General features: G+C 60.4%; 17 protein-coding genes and 1 pseudogene. 12 read left to right on the top strand and 6 right to left on the bottom strand.

Annotated elements, in window-relative coordinates; translation table 11 throughout:
• The first annotated feature begins 43 nt into the window (after window positions 1-43).
• Window positions 44-499: a DUF721 domain-containing protein gene (locus F8N49_RS05120; RefSeq protein ID WP_071173369.1), complete on the top strand. Its 456-nt coding sequence runs from the start codon at window positions 44-46 to the stop codon at window positions 497-499.
• Between the two features lie 91 nt (window positions 500-590).
• Here F8N49_RS05120 and F8N49_RS05115 read toward each other — a convergent pair whose 3' ends face one another.
• Window positions 591-2,078, bottom strand: a complete 1,488-nt coding sequence (locus tag F8N49_RS05115) for a helicase HerA-like domain-containing protein (RefSeq protein WP_041480025.1) — start codon at window positions 2,076-2,078, stop codon at window positions 591-593.
• A 186-nt stretch (window positions 2,079-2,264) separates the two neighbouring features.
• On the opposite strand from F8N49_RS05115, the gene F8N49_RS05110 reads away from it, so the two are divergent.
• The 4 genes from F8N49_RS05110 (at window position 2,265) to F8N49_RS05095 (ending at window position 7,275) form a co-directional block, all read left to right on the top strand.
• Complete coding sequence (locus tag F8N49_RS05110) at window positions 2,265-4,154, top strand: methyl-accepting chemotaxis protein (RefSeq protein ID WP_151550945.1); 1,890 nt, start codon at window positions 2,265-2,267, stop codon at window positions 4,152-4,154.
• 271 nt (window positions 4,155-4,425) lie between these two features.
• Window positions 4,426-5,517 (top strand): glycosyltransferase family 1 protein, encoded by a 1,092-nt coding sequence (locus F8N49_RS05105; RefSeq protein WP_177318493.1) that lies wholly within the window; start codon window positions 4,426-4,428, stop codon window positions 5,515-5,517.
• Window positions 5,510-6,280 carry a DUF2334 domain-containing protein gene (locus F8N49_RS05100; RefSeq protein ID WP_151550944.1) on the top strand — a complete coding sequence of 257 codons (771 nt, stop codon included), beginning with the start codon at window positions 5,510-5,512 and terminating at the stop codon, window positions 6,278-6,280. The genes F8N49_RS05105 and F8N49_RS05100 overlap by 8 nt, the downstream gene beginning before the upstream one ends.
• The gene (locus tag F8N49_RS05095) at window positions 6,277-7,275 is read left to right on the top strand and encodes a lysylphosphatidylglycerol synthase transmembrane domain-containing protein (protein WP_110646277.1); all 999 of its coding nucleotides are present in this window, start codon (window positions 6,277-6,279) and stop codon (window positions 7,273-7,275) included. The genes F8N49_RS05100 and F8N49_RS05095 overlap by 4 nt, the downstream gene beginning before the upstream one ends.
• Here F8N49_RS05095 and F8N49_RS27865 read toward each other — a convergent pair.
• Window positions 7,259-7,435: a hypothetical protein gene (locus F8N49_RS27865; RefSeq protein ID WP_163018872.1), complete on the bottom strand. Its 177-nt coding sequence runs from the start codon at window positions 7,433-7,435 to the stop codon at window positions 7,259-7,261. The two genes, F8N49_RS05095 and F8N49_RS27865, sit on opposite strands and share 17 nt — an antisense overlap.
• Window positions 7,436-7,516: 81 nt before the next feature.
• Window positions 7,517-8,365, bottom strand: a complete 849-nt coding sequence (gene purU / locus F8N49_RS05090) for a formyltetrahydrofolate deformylase (protein WP_073471971.1) — start codon at window positions 8,363-8,365, stop codon at window positions 7,517-7,519.
• Window positions 8,366-8,702: 337 nt separating this feature from the next.
• Between purU and mvaT the strand changes: the two genes are divergently transcribed.
• The gene (gene mvaT / locus F8N49_RS05085) at window positions 8,703-9,080 is read left to right on the top strand and encodes a histone-like nucleoid-structuring protein MvaT (RefSeq protein ID WP_016773476.1); all 378 of its coding nucleotides are present in this window, start codon (window positions 8,703-8,705) and stop codon (window positions 9,078-9,080) included.
• A gap of 98 nt (window positions 9,081-9,178) precedes the next feature.
• Here the strand turns inward: mvaT and sbcB are convergent, their stop codons facing one another.
• Window positions 9,179-10,609, bottom strand: coding sequence for an exodeoxyribonuclease I (sbcB, locus tag F8N49_RS05080; protein ID WP_151550943.1), 1,431 nt, complete (start codon window positions 10,607-10,609; stop codon window positions 9,179-9,181).
• A gap of 267 nt (window positions 10,610-10,876) precedes the next feature.
• Between sbcB and F8N49_RS05075 the strand changes: the two genes are divergently transcribed.
• From F8N49_RS05075 to F8N49_RS05050, 6 genes are read left to right on the top strand one after another with little or no spacing between them, the layout of a single operon-like run.
• On the top strand, window positions 10,877-11,593 hold the full coding sequence (locus tag F8N49_RS05075) for an RDD family protein (protein WP_151550942.1): 717 nt from the start codon (window positions 10,877-10,879) through the stop codon (window positions 11,591-11,593).
• Window positions 11,590-12,567 carry a stage II sporulation protein M gene (locus tag F8N49_RS05070; RefSeq protein WP_122746764.1) on the top strand — a complete coding sequence of 326 codons (978 nt, stop codon included), beginning with the start codon at window positions 11,590-11,592 and terminating at the stop codon, window positions 12,565-12,567. The genes F8N49_RS05075 and F8N49_RS05070 overlap by 4 nt, the downstream gene beginning before the upstream one ends.
• On the top strand, window positions 12,554-14,092 hold the full coding sequence (locus tag F8N49_RS05065; RefSeq protein WP_151550941.1) for a DUF4129 domain-containing protein: 1,539 nt from the start codon (window positions 12,554-12,556) through the stop codon (window positions 14,090-14,092). The genes F8N49_RS05070 and F8N49_RS05065 overlap by 14 nt, the downstream gene beginning before the upstream one ends.
• A 53-nt stretch (window positions 14,093-14,145) precedes the next feature.
• Window positions 14,146-15,252: a DUF4350 domain-containing protein gene (locus tag F8N49_RS05060; protein ID WP_178116917.1), complete on the top strand. Its 1,107-nt coding sequence runs from the start codon at window positions 14,146-14,148 to the stop codon at window positions 15,250-15,252.
• Window positions 15,249-16,250 (top strand): MoxR family ATPase, encoded by a 1,002-nt coding sequence (locus F8N49_RS05055; protein ID WP_110646271.1) that lies wholly within the window; start codon window positions 15,249-15,251, stop codon window positions 16,248-16,250. The genes F8N49_RS05060 and F8N49_RS05055 overlap by 4 nt, the downstream gene beginning before the upstream one ends.
• Window positions 16,247-17,575 carry a DUF58 domain-containing protein gene (locus F8N49_RS05050; protein WP_122746760.1) on the top strand — a complete coding sequence of 443 codons (1,329 nt, stop codon included), beginning with the start codon at window positions 16,247-16,249 and terminating at the stop codon, window positions 17,573-17,575. Before F8N49_RS05055 ends, F8N49_RS05050 begins: the two co-directional genes overlap by 4 nt.
• 9 nt (window positions 17,576-17,584) lie before the next feature.
• Here the strand turns inward: F8N49_RS05050 and F8N49_RS05045 are convergent, their stop codons facing one another.
• Together F8N49_RS05045 and F8N49_RS05040 are read right to left on the bottom strand one after the other, a co-directional pair.
• The gene (locus tag F8N49_RS05045; RefSeq protein WP_151550939.1) at window positions 17,585-21,646 is read right to left on the bottom strand and encodes an Ig-like domain-containing protein; all 4,062 of its coding nucleotides are present in this window, start codon (window positions 21,644-21,646) and stop codon (window positions 17,585-17,587) included.
• A pseudogene (locus tag F8N49_RS05040) lies at window positions 21,639-24,089 on the bottom strand (insecticidal toxin complex protein TcaB2); the annotation flags it as partial. The gene F8N49_RS05045 and the pseudogene F8N49_RS05040, both read right to left, overlap by 8 nt.

Here is a 24,089-nt window from a genome sequence, read left to right as displayed (position 1 = left end):
CTTTCTGCTACCATGGCGAAAAAGTTCCTTCAGGTGTTCGATCATGGCGTTTCGCCCTCTCACGGCCAGAGCACCCGCCGTTCTGTTACGCGAAGCCAAACCGCTGAAAGCCATCCTCGGCCATGCCCAGCGCCTGGAGCATTTGCAGCGCCTGCTCGAAAGCCAGCTGCAACCGGCTGCCCGCGAGCATTGCCGGGTGGCCAAGTGGCGCGAAGGCGAGCTGTCGCTGGTGGTCACTGACGGCCATTGGGCAACGCGCCTGCGCTATCAGCAGAAACGTCTGCAACGACAACTGCAGTTGTTCGAAGAGTTCGCCAACCTGACGCGGATCAAATTCAGCGTGCGCCCGCCGATCGTCCAGCATCGGGCGGTTGGACACACCATGGATTTGTCCAGCAGTGCGGCGGAGACGATTCAGTCGACGGCCGACGGGATCAGCGATCCGGGATTGCGCGCGGCGCTGGAGCGGTTGGCGGCGCATGCCAAAGGTAAAGCCTGAAGCAAAAGCAAAAGATCGCAGCCTGCGGCAACTCCTACAGAATGAATGCATTTCAACTGTAGGAGCTGCCGAAGGCTGCGATCTTTGCTTTTTAGCGGCGCTTGCTGCCTCCGAGCAGAGAGCCCATCAACCCCCGCACCAACTGCTTGCCAAGATTATTGGCCGCCTGGCGCATCGCCGATTTCAACGCCTGGCCTGCCGCCGTGCCGAGGAATTCTCCCGCGCGGTCAGCCAGGCTCGGCTCTTCGGCCGCCGCTTTGCCCGCTGGTGTTTCAGCCTCGGGCGCCAGCCCTTTGCGTCCCATCAGGATTTCATAGGCCGACTCGCGGTCGATCGGCTTGTCATAACGGCCCTTGAACGGTGAGCCGGCGATTAGCACGGTGCGCTCGGTTTCGGTCAGCGGGCCGATCCGCGACTGCGGCGGTGCCACCAACACACGCTGGACCATTTCCGGCGTGCCCTTCTCGGTCAGCGTGCCGACCAGCGCCTCACCAATACCTAACTCAGTCAGCACAGACAGACTGTCGAACGCCGGATTCGGCCGAAAGCCATCCGCAACCGCACGCAGGGATTTCTGCTCTTTGGCGGTGAACGCACGCAGGCCGTGTTGAATGCGCAAGCCCAACTGCGCCAGCACGTCATCCGGCAGATCCGCCGGCGACTGGGTGACGAAATACACGCCAACACCCTTGGAGCGAATCAAACGCACCACTTGCTCCAGGCGTTCCTGCAAAGCCTTGGGCGTGTCGCCGAACAACAAGTGCGCCTCATCGAAGAACAGCGCCAGCAGCGGCTTGTCAGCATCGCCGCGCTCGGGCAGTTGCTCGAACAACTCGGCCAGCAGCCACAGCAGGAACGTTGCGTAAACCTTCGGCGCCTCGTGCACCAGACGGCTGGCGTCGAGCAGATGGATGCGTCCCCGGCCATCGGCGCCCGGTTGCAGGATGTCTTCAAGTTGCAGCGCCGGCTCGCCGAACAGGGCTTCGGCGCCCTGCTGTTCCAGCGTCGCCAAACGGCGCAGCAGCGCCTGGCTGGAACCGGTGGTCATCAGCGCGGCGTCTTCGCCGAGCAACTGTGGATTGTCCTTGAGGTGATTGAGCAGCGCTTTCAGATCCTTGAGATCCAGCAGCAACAACCCTTCGCGATCCGCCACCTTGAAGGCCGCGTACAGCGCCGACTGCTGACTGTCGGTCAGCTCGAGCAGGCTGCCGATCAGTAGCGGACCCATTTCGCTCAGCGTGGTGCGCAGCGGATGTCCGGATTCACCGTGGATGTCCCACAGCGTGACGGGATAAGCCTGCGGCGTGTGACCGAGCCAGGGCATGCCGGCGATGCGCTCGGCCACTTTGCCCTGCGGGTTGCCGGCAGCACCGAGACCGCAGAGGTCGCCCTTGATGTCGGCGGCGAACACCGCCACACCGGCATCGCTGAACGCTTCGGCCAGACGCTGCAGTGTCACGGTTTTACCGGTGCCGGTGGCGCCAGCGATCAGCCCGTGGCGGTTGGCCAGGCGCATGGCCTGAGCGATGGGTTGCGCGGCCGGATCAGCGCCGATAACGAGTTGCGAAGAGTCAGGCATTTTCTCACCCAATGGTTAATCTTTGATGACACATGGCCGATACATAAATTGGATAGACCCATCAGAAAATCGGGTCGGACATTTCCCTAAGGAGAGCCGGAAATATCAATTTTTCAACCTTGCCCATAGTGCGCGTCTCTATAAAAGCACGCCCAGGACATTAAGACCTTAGCGGAACCCCAAGCCATGAACAAAAACCTGCGCTTCAGCCATAAGATTTTGCTTGCCGCCGCTCTCATCGTCATTGCCGCTTTCGCCTCGTTCACGTTGTACAACGACTGGCTGCAACGCAATGCGATCCGCGATGATCTGAACAACTACCTCAATGAAATGGGCGAGGTCACCGCCGGCAACATCCAGACCTGGCTCAGCGGGCGCATCCTGCTGATCGAGAACGCCGCGCAGAACATCGCCATCAACCCGGAACCTGCCACGGTCGCCAGCCTGCTGGAACAGAAAAGCCTGACCTCGACGTTCATGGCCACCTATCTGGGCGATGCCACTGGCCACTTCACCATCCGCCCGGACGTGAAGATGCCGGACGGTTTCGATCCGCGCGTACGCCCTTGGTATAAAGGTGCCGAAAGCAGCAGCACCTCGACCCTGACCGAACCCTACATCGATGCGGCCACCGGCCAGTTGATCATTTCCATCGCCACCGCGTCGAAAAAGGCCGGGCAGAGCGTTGGCGTGGTCGGTGGTGACCTCAGCCTGCAATCGCTGGTCGACACCCTCGCCGCACGGGATTTCGACGGCATGGGCTATGCGTTTCTGATCAGTGCCGACGGCAAGATCCTCGTTCATCCGGACAAGGCTTTGGTGATGAAATCGCTCAAAGAAGCCTACCCCCAGGACACGCCGCGCATCAGCAGCGATTTCAGCGAAGTGAGCGTCGACGGCAAAACCCGCATCGTCACCTTCGCCCCGATCAAAGGCCTGCCGTCGGTGAACTGGTACATCGGCCTGTCGATCGACAAGGATCAGGCCTACTCGATGCTCAGCGAATTCCGTACCTCAGCGGTAATCGCAACCTTCATTGCCGTGGCAATCATCATCGCCCTGCTCGGCATGCTCATCCGCCTGCTGATCCAGCCGCTGCACGTGATGACCCGCGCCATGGAAGACATCGCCGACGGCGAAGGCGACCTGACCAAACGCCTGAACATCGTCAATAACGATGAATTCGGCATCCTCGGCACCGCGTTCAACCGCTTCGTCGAGCGTATTCACGGCTCGATCCGCGAAGTGTCCTCGGCCACCGGTCAGGTCAACGAAGTCGCGCTGCGCGTGGTCGCTGCGTCGAACTCGTCGATGTACAACTCCGACCAGCAAGCCTCGCGCACCAGCAGTGTTGCCGCCGCGATCAATCAGCTCGGCGCCGCCGCCCAGGAAATTGCCCGCAACGCCGCCCAAGCGTCGAATCAGGCCAGCGACGCCCGGGGTCTGGCCGAGGATGGCCAGCAAGTGGTGGAGCGCAGCATCAAGGCGATGAACCAGCTGTCGAGCATGCTCAGCGCGTCGAGCACCAACATCGAGTCGCTGAACAGCAAGACCGTCAACATCGGCCAGATTCTCGAAGTGATCACCAGTATTTCCCAGCAGACCAACCTGTTGGCGCTGAACGCGGCGATCGAAGCGGCGCGCGCCGGTGAGGCCGGTCGTGGTTTCGCCGTGGTGGCGGACGAAGTGCGCAACCTGGCGCACCGCACGCAGGAATCGGCACAGCAGGTGCAGACCATGATCGAGGAGCTGCAAGTCGGCGCCCGGGAATCGGTGAGCACCATGAGCGACAGCCAGCGCCACAGCCAGGACAGCGTCGAGATCGCCAACCTCGCCGGCGAACGCCTGAACAGCGTGACCCTGCGCATTGGCGAGATCGACGGGATGAACCAGTCGGTGGCGACGGCGACCGAGGAGCAGACTGCGGTGGTTGAGTCGATCAACGTCGATATCACCGAGATCAACACGCTGAACCAGGAGGGTGTAGAGAACCTGCAAGCGACCTTGCGCGCGTGCTCGGATCTGGAGCAGCAGGCTTCGCGTCTCAAGCAACTGGTGGGCAGCTTCAGGATTTAAGATCAAAAGCCTACCCCCTCACCCCAACCCTCTCCCCCAAGGGGGCGAGGGGAAAGGGAGCCGATCTTCAAGCTTTTCAATGCGAGCGTTCGGCTCGATATCGCAGGACATCGCAACAATCCCAAACACTCCGATCAGTCCCCTCTCCCTCCGGGAGAGGGCTAGGGTGAGGGGCGCGCAATCCCGACCGAACATCTATTCTGGATAAAGGTCAATCAAGGGAGAACGACACAGCGGAGGGTTGCTCACCGTGCATATCGCCGACATCACCATGTTCTACGCCCCGGCCAGCGGAGGCGTGCGGACTTATCTGGATGCCAAACACCGTCGCCTTGGCGAGCGCAACGCCATTCGCCACAGCCTGCTGATCCCCGGCGCGAGACTGGGTGAACATGACGGCATTTTCACGGTTCCGGCGCCCGCCCTGCCCTTCGGCAAAGGTTATCGCTTCCCCCTGCGCCTGGCGCCTTGGCGAAACGTCCTGCAGGATTTGCAGCCGGATCTGATCGAAGTCGGCGATCCCTACCTCACCGCATGGGCGGCGCTGGATGCGCGGCGGCAGCTGGATGTGCCGGTGATCGGCTTTTATCACTCGGATCTGCCGCTGCTGGCGGGCAATCGCATGGGCCATTGGGTCACACCGAATGTCGAGGCTTATGTCACGCGTCTCTACGGCAATTTCGACCGCGTTCTCGCGCCGAGCCAGGTCATGGCCGACAAGCTCATCGGGCTTGGCGTGCGCAATGTCCATGTGCAACCGCTGGGCGTGGATCTGCACACTTTCCATCCCGACGCCCGCGATCCTGGCCTGCGGGCTGAGCTGGGCATTGCCGAAGACACGCGCCTGCTGATCTTTGCCGGGCGCGGTTCCAAGGAGAAAAACCTGCCGGTGCTGCTCAAGTGCATGCAACGGCTTGGTCCGCGTTACCACTTGCTGCTGGTCGGCTCGTCGATGCCCGCAGCGGTGCCGGACAACGTCAGCGTCATCGACGAATTCTGCCCGGCGCCGAAAGTCGCGCGGCTGATGGCCAGCGCCGATGCGCTGCTGCATGCCGGCGACCAGGAAACCTTCGGGCTGGTCATCCTTGAGGCCATGGCCTGCGGCATTCCCGTGGTGGCGGTGGCGGCCGGGGCGTTTGAAGAAATCGTCAACGATTCCTGCGGCCTGCTCTGTGCGCCGAACAATCCCCAGGCCATGGCTAATGCTGTGCGTGAGCTGTTCAGTCGCGGCTGCGATCGGCTCGGTCAGCAGGCGCGTCAGCACGTCGAACGGCATTACGCCTGGGACACCGTGGTCGACAGTCTGCTCAGCCACTATCACGCGGTGCTCGGCCATACGCTGCCACGGGTGGCCAATGGTTGAACGCATGAAAGCCGTATGTCTGGTGTTGCATGATGTGGCGCCCTCGACGTGGGCGGATTACCAGCCCTTCGTCGAGGCTGTCGATGCCTTGGGTGATGTGCCGATGACGTGGCTGGTTGTGCCGGATTTCCATCGCCACGATGCCCTTGATGCCAACCCTGAGTTTCGCCGAGTGCTCGATGCCAGGGTCGCCCGAGGCGATGAACTGGCGCTGCACGGCTACTACCACGACGATCAGGAACCTCTGGCGAACAACCCGCGCGACTGGTTCATGCGCCGGGTCTACACCCATGAAGGCGAGTTCTATCGCTTGTCTCGCGAAGCAGCCTTGGCCCGCCTGCATGCGGGTCTGGAGATGTTTCAGCGCTACGACTGGCCGGTGCAGGGTTTCGTCGCCCCGGCCTGGCTGATGAGCGACGGCACCCGCCAGGCCTTGCGCGAATTGCCGCTCAGCTACACCAGCAGTCCGCAGCATCTTTATCGCTTGCCCGACTTTAGCGCCATCGCTGCACCGGGGCTGGTGTGGAGCGCGCGCAGTGCCTGGCGGCGCGGCTTGTCGAAAATCCTCAGCGAGCAGCGTGAACAGCGCTGGCGCGAGGCATCGGTGATTCGCCTGGGGCTGCATCCGGTGGACATGCGTCACCGCTTTTCTCGCGATTACTGGTTGCACACGCTGCAACGCCTGCTGGCGGAGGGACGCGTGCCGCTGACCAAGATCGAGTGGCTCGCCCGACAGCGCGGTCAGCTGGAACGCGCAGCATGAAGCGCAGCCTGTTGTTGCTGATCGGCCTGCTGGCGGCGGTGCTGATTCCGGTGCTGCTCGGCGGCGGCGAAACCTGGTCGCGCTTGCGCAGCTTCCCGCTGAACTGGCTGTTGATCATGTTCGGCATGATTCTGCTGTGCTGGGGCATCAATACGTTGCGCCTGCGTTTGTTGCTCGGCGACCAACGTGAAAAGGTCGCGCCATTGAAAAGCCTCGGCGTGGTGATGGCGGCCGAGTTCGCGTACTGCGCCACGCCGGGTGGCAGCGGCGGGCCGCTGACGATCATGGCTCTGCTCGCCCGTTGCGGCGTGCGTCCGGCGCGGGGCAGCGCGGTGTTTGCCATGGATCAGCTCAGCGATCTGCTGTTCTTTCTCTGCGCGCTGAGCGGGATTCTGATTTACGCGCTGTTCCAGCACCTCAGCGATCGCCTCGAGTGGCTGCTGACCGTCAGCGCCGTTTCGCTGTTTGGCGGTTTGTTCAGTTGCGTGTTGATCGCCCGTTATCACCGTGCCCTGATCCGCTTGAGCGGGCGGCTGTTGGCGGGGATGAACATCACGGCACGCACTCGCCGTCGCTGGGCGCGCAAGTTGCTGCACTTCCTCGCGGCATTTACCGATACCTTGAAACTGCCCTGGCAAACGCTGGTTCAGGTGTTCGCCCTGACCTGCGTGCACTGGCTGCTGCGCTACAGTGTGCTGTATCTGGCCTTGCGCGGGCTCGGCGCGGATTTGCAGTGGGCATGGAGTTTTCTGGTGCAGATGCTCTCGCTCGGCGCCGGCCAGTTCAGCCTGTTACCCGGCGGCGCGGGAGCCGCAGAATTGACCTCGGCCGCGCTGCTCGCACCGATGGTGGGCAAGTCCACCGCAGCGGCGGCGATCCTGATCTGGCGCGTGGTGACGTATTACTTCTATCTGTTGGTGGGCGGGCCGGTGTTCGTGTTGATGCTGGGCAAGCCGTTGCTGAAGAAGTTGATGAACGTCAGGCAGGCTTCTTAGGTTCGTCCTGCTCTTGCTGGAGTTGCTCCCAAAGCTCGGCGGCGCCGGGGAATTCGGTGCCGTCGTCCGGGCTCATGTCCTCCGGGTCGTAACGACTCAGGCAACCTTCACCAAGGGTGGCGGGCGCTTTTGAAGTGGCTTTGTCCAGTGGATCGCTCATGGCTTTTCCTCGGGCTCAAATGACAAGGGCCTGAGCGATTCAACGCCCAGGCCCCTGGTTTTTCAAGCGTGGCGTGCTCGATCAGAACACAACCGTCTTGTTGCCGTGCACCAGCACGCGGTCTTCCAGGTGATAACGCAGACCGCGGGCCAGCACCATCTTCTCGACGTCACGGCCGAAACGCACCATGTCTTCGATGCTGTCGCTGTGGCTGACACGCACCACGTCCTGCTCGATGATCGGACCGGCATCCAGTTCTTCAGTCACGTAGTGGCAGGTCGCGCCGATCAGTTTCACACCACGCAGGGATGCCTGGTGATACGGCTTGGCGCCGACGAACGATGGAAGGAAGCTGTGGTGGATGTTGATGACCTTGTGCGCGTATTCGCGGCACATGTCCGGCGGCAGGATCTGCATGTAGCGCGCCAGCACCACCACTTCGGCATCGTGCTGTTTGACCAGGCGCGACACTTCGTCGAACGCCGGCTGCTTGTCCTGCGGATTGACCGGCACATGGTAGTACGGGATGCCGTGCCACTCGACCATGCTGCGCAAATCGTCATGGTTGGAGATCACGCAGGCGATGTCGCAATCCAGTTCATCGCTGTGCCAGCGGTGCAGCAGGTCGGCCAGGCAGTGGGATTCGCGGCTGGCCATCAGCACTACGCGTTTTTTTTGCTCGGTGTCGGTGATGCGCCAGTCCATCGAGAACTCTTCGGCGATCGGCGCGAACTTCTCGCGCAACTCTTCAATACCGAACGGCAGGGAATCGGCACGGATTTCGTGACGCATGAAGAACCAGCCCACTTGATTGTCAGAGTGGTGGCTCGCTTCGGTGATCCAGCCATTATGAGAGGCCAGAAAATTACTGACTTTGGCAACGATGCCAACGCGGTCCGGGCAAGAGATCACCAGCCGAAAAGTGCGCATGAGGGGGAAACTCCAGAACTTCACAAAGGCCGCCATTCTAGCGACTGCGCAGGAAAACTGCAGTACGCATACGCGCCGGGTGGGACAAAGCATGGTGAAACGGCTTTCTGACGCAGGTCTTCCGTCAAGACCGTGACGCTTTAGAAGGGCTTTTGTCAGACAACTGTAAATATCTGTGCTGACTGCATCACATTATTTAACGGAACATTCAAAGCGCGGCTAATTCCTGTAAATCATTTAAATAAAAAGCCGATCTAAATGTTTACTTGATGAAACAGCCTGACTATTATTGCGGCACTGTCCCCTGTCATTCAGCATTCTACGAAAGGTAGTACTCATGTCCTTGATCAACGAATATCGCGCCACCGAAGAAGCCATCAAAGAGCTGCAAGCCCGTCTGAAGAACCTGTCCGAAGACGACAAACTGCAAGCCGAACTGGAATTCGAAGGCAAACTGCGCACGCTGATGGGTGAATACTCCAAGTCGCTGCGTGACATCATCGCGCTGCTGGATCCAGAAGCCAAATCCAAGGCTCCACGCGGCGGCGCAGTGAAAACTACCGGCACCAAGCGTGCACGCAAAGTTAAGCAATATAAAAACCCGCACAACGGTGAAGTCATCGAAACCAAAGGTGGCAACCACAAAACTCTTAAAGAGTGGAAAGCCAAGTGGGGCGGCGACGTGGTTGAAGGCTGGGCGACCCTGCTGGGCTAAGCCGCAACGCCTTCGCAGAGCGATCCGCGAACAAAAGAACGCCAGCCAGCGCTGGCGTTTTTTTATGCCCGTGATTTATTGTCCGCGCATGTTCGATTTCACAGATTCAAACGTTTGCGTAATGCCTGGACATAATTCTGCCAATCATTGAGCACCTCTCGCTGCATCGGTGACGCACTAAGCGACCATTGCTCGGCGGCCTCGATAAATGACTGCACGGTATTCGGCGCACCTGCCTCGGGTTGCGTCAGGCGCTGCTGACAAAATAATTTCCAGCGCTCTTGCTCGGCCACATCCAAGGTGTCCGGAAAGTTGCGTGCTCGATATCGAAAAAGTAATTCAGGCAAACGTTCATCATCGAAAGGCCACTGCTCTTGCGCCAATTGCGCAGGGTCGGCCGTTCGAACTTGTTCGCATAAACGACGATCACGATCACCGATAAATCCATCGTACAACTGCTGCTCGGGATCTTCGCTGGGAGTGAAATCTTCGCTGGCATAAATCGCCACGACTTTATCTTTCCAGACTTGTTGTGCGTCAGTTAGTCGCACTGTCCGCTCCTGATAAAGCGCCATGTCCAGCCCAAGGCGCTGCTGGTCTTGTGCGCGCAATACCGCCAGCGGCGCTACAACCGGGCAACGATTGATATGAATAAGCTTGAGCGGTACCGGTAACTCACCTTCGGCCAACTCATCGCGACGGGTATAAAGACGCTGACGCAAGGCTTGCGCATCGAGGTTCAGCAACCCCTGCGGATCTAGATGCAGATCACAGACGATCAGGGCGTTGCGATTCTTCGGGTGCCAGGCCAGCGGCAGCACCACGCCGACATAACTGCGCGCCGCCGAGAAACGCCCGGACACATGCACCAGTGGCTGCAACAGGCGGATCTGATCCATCACCTTCTGTTTGCTGCGCAACTGGAACAGCCACTCGTAGAGCTTGGGTTGTTTCTCGCGAATCAGCCGCGCCAACGCGATGGTAGCGCGCACATCCGACAGGGCTTCGTGAGCGTGCCCGTGATCGATATTGTTGGCCGCCGTGAGGCGTTCGAGCTTGAGGGTCACGCGGCCTTCATCATCGGTCGGCCAGACCAGACCGTCCGGGCGCAATGCGTAAGCGGCGCGCACTACGTCGATCAGATCCCAGCGACTGTTGCCACCCTGCCATTCACGGGCATAGGGGTCGAAGAAATTGCGATACAGGCTGTAGCGAGTCATCTCATCGTCGAAACGCAAGGTGTTGTAACCGGCGCCACAGGTGCCCGGTGCGGCCAGTTGCGCATGCACGCGAGTCATGAAATCGGCTTCGCTCAGGCCTTTTTCAGCGAGCTGGCCGGGAGTGATGCCAGTGATCGCGCATGCCGCCGGGTGCGGCAGGATATCTTCGCTGGGCTGGCAATAGAGGTTGACTGGCTCGTCGATCTCGTTGAGCGCATGGTCGGTGCGAATCCCGGCCACCTGCAGCGGTCGGTCGTTGCGCGGATTGATGCCAGTGGTTTCGTAGTCGTACCAGAAGATTGAAGTCACGGGCGAATCCTGAACAGAAGATCGGCGAAGTCTAGGCGTTTCAGGGCTGCCACGGCCAGCCTGGTCGCCCTCGAACAGCAATTTCTCCAGATTCCTACAACTGGAATGCATTGCCCTTGTGGGTGCGAGCCTGCCCGCGAAGGCTTTCTGCCAGTTGCCCACAGGCTGACTGACCCACCACATTCGCGAGCAGGCTCGCTCCCACACCCGAGAGGCTGCTAGCATCAAGCGCACTTGCACCCCGAACAGGCGAACATCAGGTAGCCCATGCTCGAGCCCACAGCACCGCGAAGGAAAGCACCGCTGGATACGCGCCATCAGGTCGAAACGCCGGAAGGCATCAACCTGCCGTTGCGCCCCGCCGGGTTGATGGTGCGCGCGGTGGCGTTTGCCATCGATCTGGGCATTCGCGGCTTGATCCTCGGTGTGCTGTTTATCGCACTGGCGTTTCTCGGCAAGCTCGGCATGGGCCTCGGTTCCTTGCTGCTGTTTGCCATCAGCTGGTGGTACATGGTGCTGTTCGAGGTGCTGCGTCAGGGCCGCTCGCCGGGTAAGCAATGGCTGGGTTTGCGCGTGGTACACGATGACGGCACGCCGATCGGTTGGTCGGCTTCGCTATTGCGCAACCTGCTGCGCTTTGTCGATCTACTGCCCTTCGGCTATTTCCTCGGTGCGCTCAGTTGCCTGCAACACCCGACCTTCAAACGCCTCGGCGACATTGCCGCTGGCACCTTGGTGGTTTACAGCGAACGGCCGCTGAGCCGCCCGCAACTGCCTGACGCTGAACCTCGCCGCTGCCCCGTTCCACTGACCTTGAGCGAACAACGCGCGGTACTCGGTTTCGCCGAGCGTCAGGCCGAGCTCTCTCCCGCACGGGTCAACGAGCTGGCGGCATTGCTGGCGCAGCCGCTGCACATCTCTGCGCCCAAAGCCGTGTCTGAACTCAACGGCATCGCGCGCGGCCTGTTGGGGCCGACCCCATGAAGCAGAGCCTGTTCGAAAGTCGCCACAAGGCCGAATGGGAGCGTTTCGCCGTGGCGCTTGAACGCCTCGAACACGGCAAGGATACGGCGCAAGTCAGCGATTTCCCCAAGGCCTATCGGCGTCTCTGCCAACATCTGGCTCTGGCCCAGGCGCGTGGCTACAGCAGTTTTCTGATCGATTCATTACAGCAGCAAGTGCTGCGCGGCCATCAACAGCTCTATCGGCATCGCAGTCGCCTCGGGGCGCTCATCATCAGCTTTATTCTCGCGGACTTCCCGCGACTGGTGCGCGAACAGTGGCGCTTCGTTGCGGCCGCCAGCCTGTTGTTCTTCGGCAGCCTGATCGGTTTCGGCGTGCTGGTTTATCTGAACCCGGAACTGATCTACAACCTGATTCCGGCCGAACAGGTGCGCGAGATGCAGGGCATGTACGACCCCGTTGCCGGCCACCTCGGACGCTCGGCCGAACGGGCGGCCAGCGAAGACTGGGTGATGTTCGGCTATTACGTCATGCACAACACAGGCATCGCCTTTCAGACATTCGCCAGCGGTTTGCTGATGGGCGTGGGCAGCGGATTCTTCCTGCTTTACAACGGCATGATCATCGGCGCGGTGGCCGGGCATCTCAGCGAGATCGGTTTCGGCCAGACCTTCTGGTCGTTCGTGATTGGTCACGGCGCGTTCGAACTGAGCGCCATCGCCCTCGCCGGAGCGGCGGGCCTGAAGCTGGGCTGGGCGCTGATCGCCCCCGGACGCCTGACATGGGGCGAGGCGCTGCGCCTGGCCGCGCGCAAAAGCGTGTTGCTGGTGTGTGGGGCCATGCTGTTCCTGTTGATCGCAGCCTTTATCGAGGCTTATTGGTCGTCGAAAACCAGCGTAACGCCGCTGACCAAATACGCCGTCGGCGCCGCGCTATGGTTGGCCGTCGCGGTTTATCTGTCGTTGGCCGGAAGGATTCGTCATGCGCCTGAGTGACGCCAGCGTAGTGATCCGCCCGCGCACGACCTGGGAAGCCATGGACCTGGGCGTGTTGATGAGCCAGCAGCATCGGCGGTTGTTGATGACCAGTTGGGCGATCGTCACCCTGCCGCTGTTCGCCCTGCTCAGCCTGTTGCTGTGGGATTCGCCATCACTGGCGGTGTTCATTTTCTGGTGGCTGAAACCGGCCTACGAACGCCTGCCGCTGTACATCCTCTCCAAAGCACTGTTCGGTGAAACCCCGACGCTCAGACAAGCCTTGCGCGAGTGGCCGCGCCTGCTCAGGCCGCAACTGTTGGCCAGTCTGACCTGGCGACGGCTGAGTCTGAGTCGCAGCTTTGTGCTGCCGGTGACGCAACTCGAAGGTCTCGACGGCGAGGCCAGACAACAACGTCTGCAGGTGCTGCTGCAACGCAACGGCGGCGCCGCGCAATGGCTGACGATTATCGGCGTGCATCTGGAAACCGCGCTGTGGATCGGCTTGATGCTGCTGTTCTACATGCTCTTGCCGCAGCAGATCGAGACCGACTGGGACTGGCAATCGCTGCTGCTAGCCGCCGATCAGGATTGGCGCTGGCTGGAGCACCTGACCAACGTTTTTTATGCGCTGATCCTGGTGGCCTGGGGACCGGTGTATGTCGCCTGCGGTTTCAGCCTGTACCTGAACCGCCGCACACAACTGGAAGCCTGGGACATCGAGCTGGTCTTCCGCCGTTTGCGCCAGCGCTTGAACAACGGCGTGCTCGGCGTGTTGCTGGCGGCGTGTCTGCTGCTGCCGAACCTGCAACCGGTGTGGGCCAGCGATGCGCCGGATGCTCCACGGTTGCTCAATCAGCCGCTGACCAGTCAGGCATCGCGCGACAGCATTCAGTCGCTGCTCGAACAACCGCCGTTCAAGAACAAGGAAAGCGTCACCCGTTATCGCTTTGGCGACGACCCGGCAAGTCCGGCCAAAGACGCGCAAGCGGGTGAGGCACCGCAGTGGCTGAAAACCCTGCTCGGCTGGCTCGACGGTCGGCACCTCGATACCCTCGCCGGCGTGATTGAGGTGCTGTTGTGGGGCGCGCTGATTGCCGCGCTGGGCTGGCTGATCTGGCGTTATCGCGAATTCCTCCGGGCTTTCGTCAGCCGCCGCCCGAACCTGCCAGCGCGCAGCAAACCGCCGGCGTCGCCACAAGTCTTCGGCCTCGATCTGAGCCGTGAAACTCTGCCGGATGACATTGCGAGCAGCGCCGAACAATTGTGGCTGAGCGAACCTCGCGCCGCGCTGGGCCTGCTCTATCGCGGCCTGCTCAGCCGTCTGCTGCATGATTTCAACCTGACGCTGAGAGCCGCCGACACCGAGAGCCAGATCCTCAACCGCATCGAGCAATTGCAACGCCCGGACCTGCTCGCCTACAGCCGCAACCTCACTGTTCACTGGCAGAACATGGCCTACGGGCACCGACTTCCAGCCGCGCACCTGCAAGCAGAGCTGTGTAACGGCTGGCGTGAATTGTTCAGCAAAGGATCCGGGCATTGAACCGGCGTATAGGTTGGACTTTGGCTGCGCTGGCGCTTTTGCTGCTTGGCGGCATGAGTCTGTTCCTCTACCTCAAAGCCCGTCCTTATCAGGAAGTCATCGATCACGGCCCCTCGCCTGCTGCGCAAGCCAATTCTTATCTGGCGGCAGAAATGTTCCTGCGCGAGCGCGGCCTCGCGGTCAATCACGCCGAGACCCTGGCGGTGCTGCCGCAGATCGATCCGCATAGCCACACTTTGCTTTTGTTTGGCGAGCGCGCGCGGATGACGCCGCGTGAAGTCGATCAGGTGTTGAACTGGACTCGCGCCGGCGGACGCTTGGTATTTGTCGCTGAATCGCTGTGGGATGCGCAAACCGGGCAAAGCAATGATCTGCTGCTCGACAAGGTGCAACTGCACCAATCGCTGAGCAAGGACTTGAAAGATCCTCCCGAGGGCGGGGAAAAGGACCGCTTCCCGAAACTGACCAAACTGTATCTGGAAGACGAAGACGCGCCGGCCTACGCCGGTTTCGACACCGACTTCCACCTCGACGACCCGAACAATGTCGCGCAAGCCTGGGCCAACAGCGCCAAAGCCACGCACATGATGCAACGGGTGTACGGCCTCGGCACGATCACCGTGGTCACCGATGCCGAGCTGTGGAAAACCGGCGCTATCGGCAAATACGACAACGCCTGGCTACTCTGGTACCTGAGCGCCGACACCGACGTCACGCTGATTTACGACACGACGCACGATGGTTTGTGGACCTTGCTCTGGCGCTACTTCCCGCAGGCCATAGTCGCCCTGCTCGGCTTGATCGGCCTGTGGTTGTGGCAGGCCGGCGTGCGTCACGGCCCGGTGCAAATGCCGGCGCCAGCGGGTCGCCGCCAACTGCTGGAGCATCTGCGTGCCAGTGCCGACTTCCTGCTGCGCCACAACGGCCAGCAGGCGCTCCTGCAAGCCTTGCAACAAGACATCCTGCGCCGCGCCCGCCGCCGCCATCCCGGTTTCGATCAATTGAATGTGGCCGAGCAATGGCTGGCGTTATCGCGCCTGACCCGGCAACCCACCCGCGCCATCAGCCAGGCCCTGAGCCCACGACCGAAGCAGCGTTTGTCCAGCGCCGAATTCAGCCGTCAGGTCGCTCATCTGCAAACCTTGAGGAACGCGTTATGACTGAACAGATCGAGCCCGGCAGCGTGACGCACGCTGCCCAGCAACGCCAGCGCGCCAGCCAGTTGGCGCAGGCAGTGCGCAACGAATTGAACAAGGCGCTGATCGGCCAGGATGCGGTGGTCGACGATGTCCTGACCGCGCTGATCGCCGGCGGCCACGTGCTGCTCGAAGGCGTGCCCGGTCTGGGCAAGACCTTGCTGGTGCGGGCACTGGCGCGATGCTTCGGCGGCGAGTTCGCGCGCATCCAGTTCACCCCGGACCTGATGCCCAGCGACGTTACCGGCCATGCCGTGTATGACCTGCAGACCGAGCAGTTCAAGCTGCGCAAAGGCCCGCTGTTCACCAACCTGCTGCTGGCCGACGAGATCAACCGCGCCCCGGCAAAAACCCAGGCGGCATTGCTCGAAGCCATGCAGGAGCGCCAGGTGACGCTCGAGGGTCGCGCCTTGCCCATCGCGCAACCGTTCATGGTGTTGGCAACGCAGAACCCGATCGAACAGGAAGGCACCTATCCGCTGCCGGAAGCCGAACTCGACCGCTTCATGCTCAAGGTGCGCATGGATTACCCCGACGCCGATCAGGAGCTGAACATGGTCCGTCAGGTCTGTCGTTCGACCCGCGCCGACATGCTCGATGTGCAACCGCTGCGCACGGTGTTGCAAGCCAAGGATGTTCAAGCCCTGCAGCGCATCGCCAGTGACTTGCCGCTGGACGATCAGGTCCTCGATTACGCCGTGCGCCTGGCGCGCAGCACGCGCACCTGGCCGGGGCTGACCCTCGGCGCCGGGCCACGCGCCTCGATTGCACTGGTTCGTTGTGCCCGTGCCCGGGCGTTGTTGCGCGGCGGCGAGTTTGTAATCCCGGATGACATCAAAGGCTGCGCGCTGGCGGTGTTGCGTCATCGCGTGCGCATCGCGCCGGAGCTGGATATCGAAGGCCTGCAGGTCGATCAGGTGCTCACGCAATTGCTCGATCAAGTGCCGGCGCCGCGCCTGTGAAACCCTCGCGTCTGCTGCTGATCTGGCTGGCGCTGCTGCTGGGCGTCAGTACCGTGCTCGGCGCCTTTCAGGCACTTGGCAGAGAGCTCCCGTCGAGCCTGATTTCGATCAACTGGGGTTTGCTCCTGGCCCTGTTGGCCTTGGCGGTTATCGACGCAGTGCGCCTCAGACGCCTGCCCTCGCCGCGCATCAAACGGCAGATGCCCGGCAGCCTGGCGCTCGGGCGCTGGGGAGAGGTGAAGCTGCAAATCGCCCATGAGTTTGCCGAGCCACTGGCCATTGGACTCTTCGACCACGTTCCCGACGGCCTCGCGTTTGAACATCTGCCGATGCTTGTCGAGCTTCAACCCGGCCATGTCAGCCAGATCAGCTACCGTCTGCGCCCTTTCGAACGCGGGCATTTCAGCTTCGAACAGTGCGAAGTCAACCTGCCCAGCCCCTTGGGATTATGGTCCGGCAAACGCCTGCTCAGCGTCGGCGACGAGACCCGTGTCTACCCGGACTTCGCCCGGCTTTACGGCGGTGAGTTGCGCGCCGTCGACAACTGGCTCAGCCAGCTCGGCATACGTCAGCGGCAACGTCGCGGGCAGGGTCAGGAATTTCATCAGCTGCGCGAATTTCGCGAGGGCGACAGCCTGCGCCAGATCGACTGGAAAGCCACCGCCCGCCAGCGCATGCCGATTGCCCGCGAGTACGAAGATGAACGCGATCAACAGGTCATCTTCCTGCTCGATTGCGGCCGGCAGATGCGCAGTCACGATGGTGAGCTGTCGCACTTCGATCACGCGCTCAATGCCTGCCTGCTGCTCAGTTATGTGGCGTTGCGCCAAGGGGATGCGGTGGGCATGAGTACCTTTGCCGTTGATGAGCCGCGCCATGTCGCGCCAGTCAAAGGCAGCGGCCAACTGAACGTTTTGCTCAACGCTGTTTATGACCTTCGGAGCACCCAGCGCCCTGCTGATTACCAGGCTGCCGCCAACCAGTTGTTGGCCCGCCAAAAGCGCCGGGCGCTGGTAGTGCTGGTGACCAACTTGCGCGATGACGATGATCAAGTGCTGGGCGCGGTCAAACGGTTGAGCGCGCAACATCGGGTGCTGGTGGCGAGCCTGCGTGAACAGGCGTTGGATACATTGCGCCAGAGCACGGTACAAACGTTGCCCGAGGCACTCGCCTACTGCGGCACCATCGATTTTCTCAATGACCGCTCGCAACTCTATGAGCGGCTGACTGCCCATGGCGTTGCAGTGATGGATGTTCGGCCCGCCGAGCTGGGGGCCGGACTGGTGACAAGCTACATGAGCTGGAAAAAGACCGCTGCGATCTGACAGATTCGATCAGTTGGTGACTGCAACATACACAGCGTCGCTGTCCGAAGTGCCGTCGCTGTTTTCTACTTTGACGACCAGCGAAATCTGATCCGTGAGGTTCATCGGCCGCCAGTGAGCCTGGTATCGCCCGTTGTGATCGGTAAACGACTCAGTGAACGGTGCTCCATTAGTGGAAACAAGGATTTTCCGTCTGGGCATGGGCTCTCGCCCCTCCTTGGCCACAATCAGCGCGGTCATGGAGACGTAGGTCTGCAAGGGAACCGGATTAGGCGACGCAACAACGGATTCCACCGCTGCTGGACGCTCAGTAACGGTCAACCAGAGCGTTTTTACCACCCAGCCAGCCAAACCACCCTTTACCGACGCCCGCAACGCAGCCTCGCCTGCTCCTTCCAGGACAATGCGCGCCGTTGCCTTGCCTTCGGCATCCGTCAGGGTTGTCGGCAGCGAGGTGCGGTCGTACTCCCACATTACTTCGACATTGGCCAAGGGTTGCGCGGTACTCGCTGACACTACCAGGACTTGCGCGGTCATCTGTTGCCCCGGATACCCGCTCGGATCATCGCTGACCAGTTCCTTGATCTCCCGGGGCTCGTGCAGCAAAAACGGTAAGGAAATCGACTCCGAATACAGCGCATCGCCCACCGTGGCGGTCAGTTGCGCCGCACCCGGTGTTGTCGGCACGAACCGTATCCGCGCTTCACCGTAGAAGTTGGTAGTAGTGGTCACCTCACCAAGGTCCGGACTGCGCCAGACAACCTTCATCCCCACCATTGGCCTGTCGCTGATGGCCGAAACAATGACGACCTGCTCCGACACCGCCTCGCCCCAGAGCAGTGACTGACTGCTTCGCGAACGCTCGGCGATCTTTACCACCTGTTCGCCTTGCCCCAGCGACATCGCAATGACCGGAGACAACTTGGCCAACCGCGCCGAGGAAAAGCGCAGGCCGAAACTCCCGTCCTTGAGGTCGCCCGCGTTGAACCGATAGGTCATTCCAGCGCTCGAGAAAAGCCTGGGGTCACCCAGACGTGGCTCCTCGAAGCGCATGCCCAATTCCGCCGGCCCGGTGCCGGTCATGCCCAGTGTCAGATACTGGTCATGCAGCGCACTGCCAGGCGGAGCACTCACGCTCAATTGATGCTGCCCCTTGCGCCGGGGGAATTCAGCGCTTTGACCCAGTGGCTGAAACGGTCGGGAGTCGAAACTGTATTCGAATCCGTCCCACGGATCCCCTTCAAGCGCTAGAACCTGCATGGAGCGGAGCTCTTCAAAACGGTCATAAGGGCTGATAACCGCCGCTGTCACCACATGCTCACCTGCCGTGGTTGGCGCAAAGGGAAAACCACTCCAGCCATCGGCAGCCGTCCCGTGCACTTCGGTGCTGCCGTCGGCTGTCCATTGAACAGGCACTTGCTCCAGAGGGAGGTCGGGACGATAAGGGGAGCGTACCTTCAGCCACATCCACGCAGGATCCTGCCCAATGACCGGATCCACCGCAGATGCACGGGCGTCTTCGATCGTGATTTTATTGTGGCCCAGGGTCATCGTATTGATGTCGCTCAAGCCAAAGAAACTGATAATGAACTGAAGTTTGAAAACCCCGGGTTTGGTACTTTTTGAACAGTCCAGCGTCCAGGTAAACCCGCTGTCGTCCACAACATTTTCGCTTTTGGGGGGTGGGCTCAACTCGATTCCGAGCTCTGCCGCCGGGCTTCCAGTCCATATCAGATCCATGGGGATACCCACTAAAGGACTCAGCGCATTGGTGCGGAAGATATAGCGATGTATAGCGCCAATACACGGAAAGAGCGGCTGCCCCCTGAGATCGGTCATCTGATCCAGGACCACGGTCATTTCTTCATGGAGGTCAGGTGATAACAGTCGGCAAGAAAAATCCTTGTTCGTGAGAGTGTCGGTGAGCAAACTTACCTCGAAAATACTGCTGGTACTTTCGATACGATCAGAGCTGAACAACCAACTCAGATCTTCCCCTTCGCGCAATATTCTCGGCATATCAAGGTCGCTCACCGCAAGCCCGATCTCTGGCTTTGCGTTGCGCCAACCGAGCGTAATTGCCTCGCCAATCAGCGGGCTGTTCTCAAATGCACGGACCGTCAGGATGTGCGTCTTGCCTCGCTTGCAAGCGATTCCGTCACTGGAAATTTGAAAGCCATCAAACGTGATCCTGACCTTGTCCTTCCACTCGTCTCGTGCAAACGCCGTGACCGAAAACGTGTGTCCATCTGCCGGCCCGCCTTCGTAGGCTCTCACACTGGCGGTAATCGTCTCGTTGCTCAAAGCCTTCAACGGCCAGTAATACAGGCTGGCCCAGCCACCGCTGCCAGTACGAGACTTGACAATACCCTCGGGGGTTTGCCAGTCGACGAACGCATCAATTACTGGCTCACCGGCACCTTTGTCAGTGACATGCACCACCTGCACCCGCATCAAGGTCTTTTCGGAGTTCTCGACAACCGGCGAAATATTCGGGCCGCGCGTATCAGCGATCCTGACCTTGTTGCGCGCCAGCGACATGGGTTTACGCGGCGATGGCAGTAACAGCTTCGAGCAGACCAATGCCAGTTCGAAGCGACCATCCAGCCAGTCTTCGCAGGCCAGCGTCCAGAGACTATCGTCGCCATTGAAAGCGACCGGTTGCTGGAGTGGCGGGTTGACCGTTACCTTCAACTCTTCATGCCCGACGCCGCTCCAGTGCAGCGATAGATCAGTCGCCAGCAAAGGGCTGTCGGCGGGCAAGCGCACGATGAAGGGGTAATCAGTGCCGCGATTGGGATAACCGGTCGCGCCCCACAGGGTTACCTGCTCTTCGACAACGCAACGCAAGTCGCGCCAGGGGTCGGTCGCCAGCACCGTGACTGGAAATTCGTGAGTCACCTCGCCATTGCCGTAATAAGCGCTGTCGACCGACGCTGTGATGACAAAATCGCCGGCTTGCTCAGGGACGAAATCGAAGTAAGCCAGGCCCTGTTCATCAGTGACTGCGGTGCCCTGCACGCCCTGCCCGATACTCGTCCACCTGACCTCTCGACCATCAAGCGAACGGCCGGTGTAGAACGAAAGGACCTGCACGCCCAACCGGACGCTTTGTGCATACTCGAGGACGGGGTAATACGCCGCGGTCTGCACTTCGCGAAGCGCCAATCGATGATGCCCCAGCGACACGTCAATCGCATAAGGCTCGGTGTTGTACTGGTTCACCAGATTTATTGTGAAGTCATGACTTTTCTCTTCTCCCATATCCGGGCAGTCGAGCGACCACTGCGACAGCAGCGGTTGATCGACTCCCCAGTCAGGGGTTGCCTTGACTGCTTCCAATGGGTTGCCCTGAATGATCAGTGCGATATCCGTACCCAGCCAGACGCTGCCGTCTACAGGGGTAAAAGACAGACGATGCGCAATGTACAAAGAGCCGTCCGGGTCATCGTCAAGGGAAGCGCCCAGGCAAAGGTGTAACGTCTGGCCTGGTGGCAGAACTTCGTCATCCAGTCGCACCGTCTGCAGTTGCAACGGTTCAAGCTTCAGTTGCAGGTCGATTCGAGTGATGCAGATTGTCGAACTACGGTCGCCCGCGTTGCGCGGGACACCGCTGACCTCGAAGCTCAATTCGTCATCTTCGACGAACGCCAATTGATCCAGTGATCTTTGATACACCCGCGGCTTGAATTCCAGCGGCTGCTCCGCCCCCAGTCCGGCGTCTTCGTGCACCTGTTTCCGGCCTTCTTCTGCCGTGAGTTCGATGCTCATTAACACATCGCCGCTCTTGCGGATGTGCAACCAGCCCGATTCGCCCGACCATGAAACTCCGGGCCGCAGTTCGCATAGAAACGTCAGTTCGTAACCCGCGCGGGCGCCGGGGGTCTTGGGTGCCTTGATTACCTGTGTAGCCGAAGCCCCGACACCGACCTCCATGAAATTGACTAACTCGTCAGCATAGAATTCTCTCGCCAGGCCAATCATCCCGCTGGGGCGCCACTCTTTGAGCCGATCGTTGAAGTCACCATTGAGCACCAGATTCTGATTGTTTTGCACGACGGGCTCACTCATGGTCGCCTGCTCCTTCGACTGGCATCTTCAAACTGGCGTTTTCAGCCTTGGTAACCAGGTCTGTGACTTTTTGGGTGAACGTCGGCTCGCCGGCTTTGGCGGTGTAGCGCACGCGGATAATGATATCGGTCAAGGATTTGAGCATTGCAGCTTGTGGCTGTTTTAGCGGTCGAGGAAAACTCAGTCGCCAGTGGGAAACCGCACCCGTGCATTCAAACGGGTTGAGTAAACCTTCATCAGGTTTCTGGTGGGTCAGGCCACTGTCGGAAAGCCCTACCGATAAAACGATCTGCTGAGCGCTGCGCAGGTTGAACACCAGATCGCCAGGTACACCTGAGGTCGGCGTATGCAGGTACTGCACAGACTGTGTGGTGGGCCGGGTCGCCGTCACGCTACTGATCTGCAGCAAGGTTGCCCGGACATCCTCGTAAGGACCGGTCAGGACAGGCAGATCCACCTCCACTGAACTGATCTGCCTGCAGAAATGGCCGGGGTAATCCCGGTCGAACAGCAACTGGGTCAGTCTGAACTCCAATACACCTGTTGCCATCAATTGCTGGTGTGCATCTGCCCAACTGGTCACGCCCTCTTGAGGCTCGATGCCGTCGTCGCACAACTGCCGCAAGGAAACTGTTTTGACCAGCTCCAGCCGCCGCTCGTAGCTTTGCAAGCGCCTGCGTTCCTGATCCAGCAGATACATGTGCAACTGTTCGCCAGAGCCCAGACCATAACGGTGATCGAGCCAGGCCTGAGGCAAAGGGACCGGTGCATCATAATCGCCGGTTTCAGCAGCCAGCGAAGCCTGCGCACTGAGGCACAGACTGACGACCGCGTCGTACGCCTGGTAGTGCAGGGCTTTTAGCTGGCCAAGCATCCAGCCGAACAACTCGGCATTGCTCGCGCGTTTTTTTAGGAAGTTGAACATGGTCAACGCTTGACTGTTGGCCCGAAGCGTCTGTTCAAGGCTGGATCTTGCTGCGTTGACCGCATGGCTTTGCGCTTCGATCTGCGCATCGATTGCACCCACCTCCGCCAGCGCCTGATCGCGTTGCAGCGCCCACTCACTGCGGCGACGACGATAACCTTCGGTGGTGGCCTGTCGGTCGGCGTCGATTTGCAACAGTGATGAAGAAACCTCCAGGCCGAAAGCCACTGCATCGAAAGCGTGTTCGGGTTTGAAGCCACCGTTGGAAGTACCATAAATTTTTGGCAACGCCGCGATGACACCCCCTGCCACTCTGACGACTTTGGCCTGCAGCGCTGATGTTTTCGACTGGTGCAGACTGGCCATGACCTGATACTCGATCGGCGAAACGTTTTCGCTGTAACGCATTGCATAGGCATCGGCCCGGTCCTGCGCCATTGCCCGACTCTGCTTCAGCGCTGTGACATTCGCCTCCAACTGGGCGATGGATTGTTCCTGCACCGTTTCGGCATAGCGACCCAGCTCCAGCAAATGGTTCTGCTGTGATTCTTCCTGCTCGGCACGGTCGCGTTGTTCGAGCAGACGCAGCACCAGACTGCCGAAATCTCGCAGGCTCTGTACTCCGCGCAACGCGACTTCGAACGTGACCCGCCAGCGATACGCATTGACCACCAGCCGCCCGCCCATCGGTCTTGGCCCGGCTGCGCTACCAGCGACCAGATCGCGGAGCAATTGCCTGGGATCCGTCATCGGGCTGAACAGCAACACGTCCAGCGGTTTGCCATCGATCGTGAGATTGTTGCGCAGGTTATCAAGGCGTTGCTGCGGCTTTGCAAACAGGTCGAGCAGCGATTGGTTGATCGGAATTCTAAAAGGTTCGCAGGCCAACAAACCCAGCATCGGCGGGATGTCGGAAGCGATCGGGTAATCCGCCAGATTGAAATCCAACGTTGTTTCAAGCGCTTCAAGCAGGGGTCGCGATTCGCACTGCGCCAAGAGGTTTTCAACGGTGTCGGTCTGCCAACGACTCGCTGTGTCGGCGGTGGGCGCCTTGCCCATCAGAAACCCGGCCTGGACATAGCAAAGCTTGGCGGCCACCAGACTGTCACGGGTCAATTGGCGGTAATACCAATCGCCCCACGCCATCAGGTTTTCTACATAGTCGGTGAACATCAGGATCTGAAAATGTGCGGGTGCGGCATAGCCAATGGCATCCGGATCGAGGGGATTCTGAATTTCCCACCCTGGATTGCCCGGCGCTGTTGCGATATCCAGAGGCCGGCAACGCCAATACGCCGGTTTCGGGTTCGCGATCGGAACCGGCGGATTGGCCGGATCTGCGGTGGCCTGTGGATCGAATACGTAATGCAGCCAGCTCTGCGCTTCCTGAAAGCGTTCTTCGTCGCGCAACCGAGTGGCGATCAAATGCGGCAGGTGGAAAAACAGCTCCCAGAAGTTCAGACCATTGGCACCGGCGAAGGCACCAGTGGGTGGTGCAACGAACTCTGCGCCGATCGG

Origin of the sequence: Pseudomonas sp. GXM4 (assembly GCF_008923895.1) — a bacterium.
GTDB lineage: Bacteria > Pseudomonadota > Gammaproteobacteria > Pseudomonadales > Pseudomonadaceae > Aquipseudomonas > Aquipseudomonas atacamensis.
The sequence above is the reverse complement of the archived record's forward strand: the minus strand, read 5'-3'. Positions and strand labels throughout refer to the sequence as shown.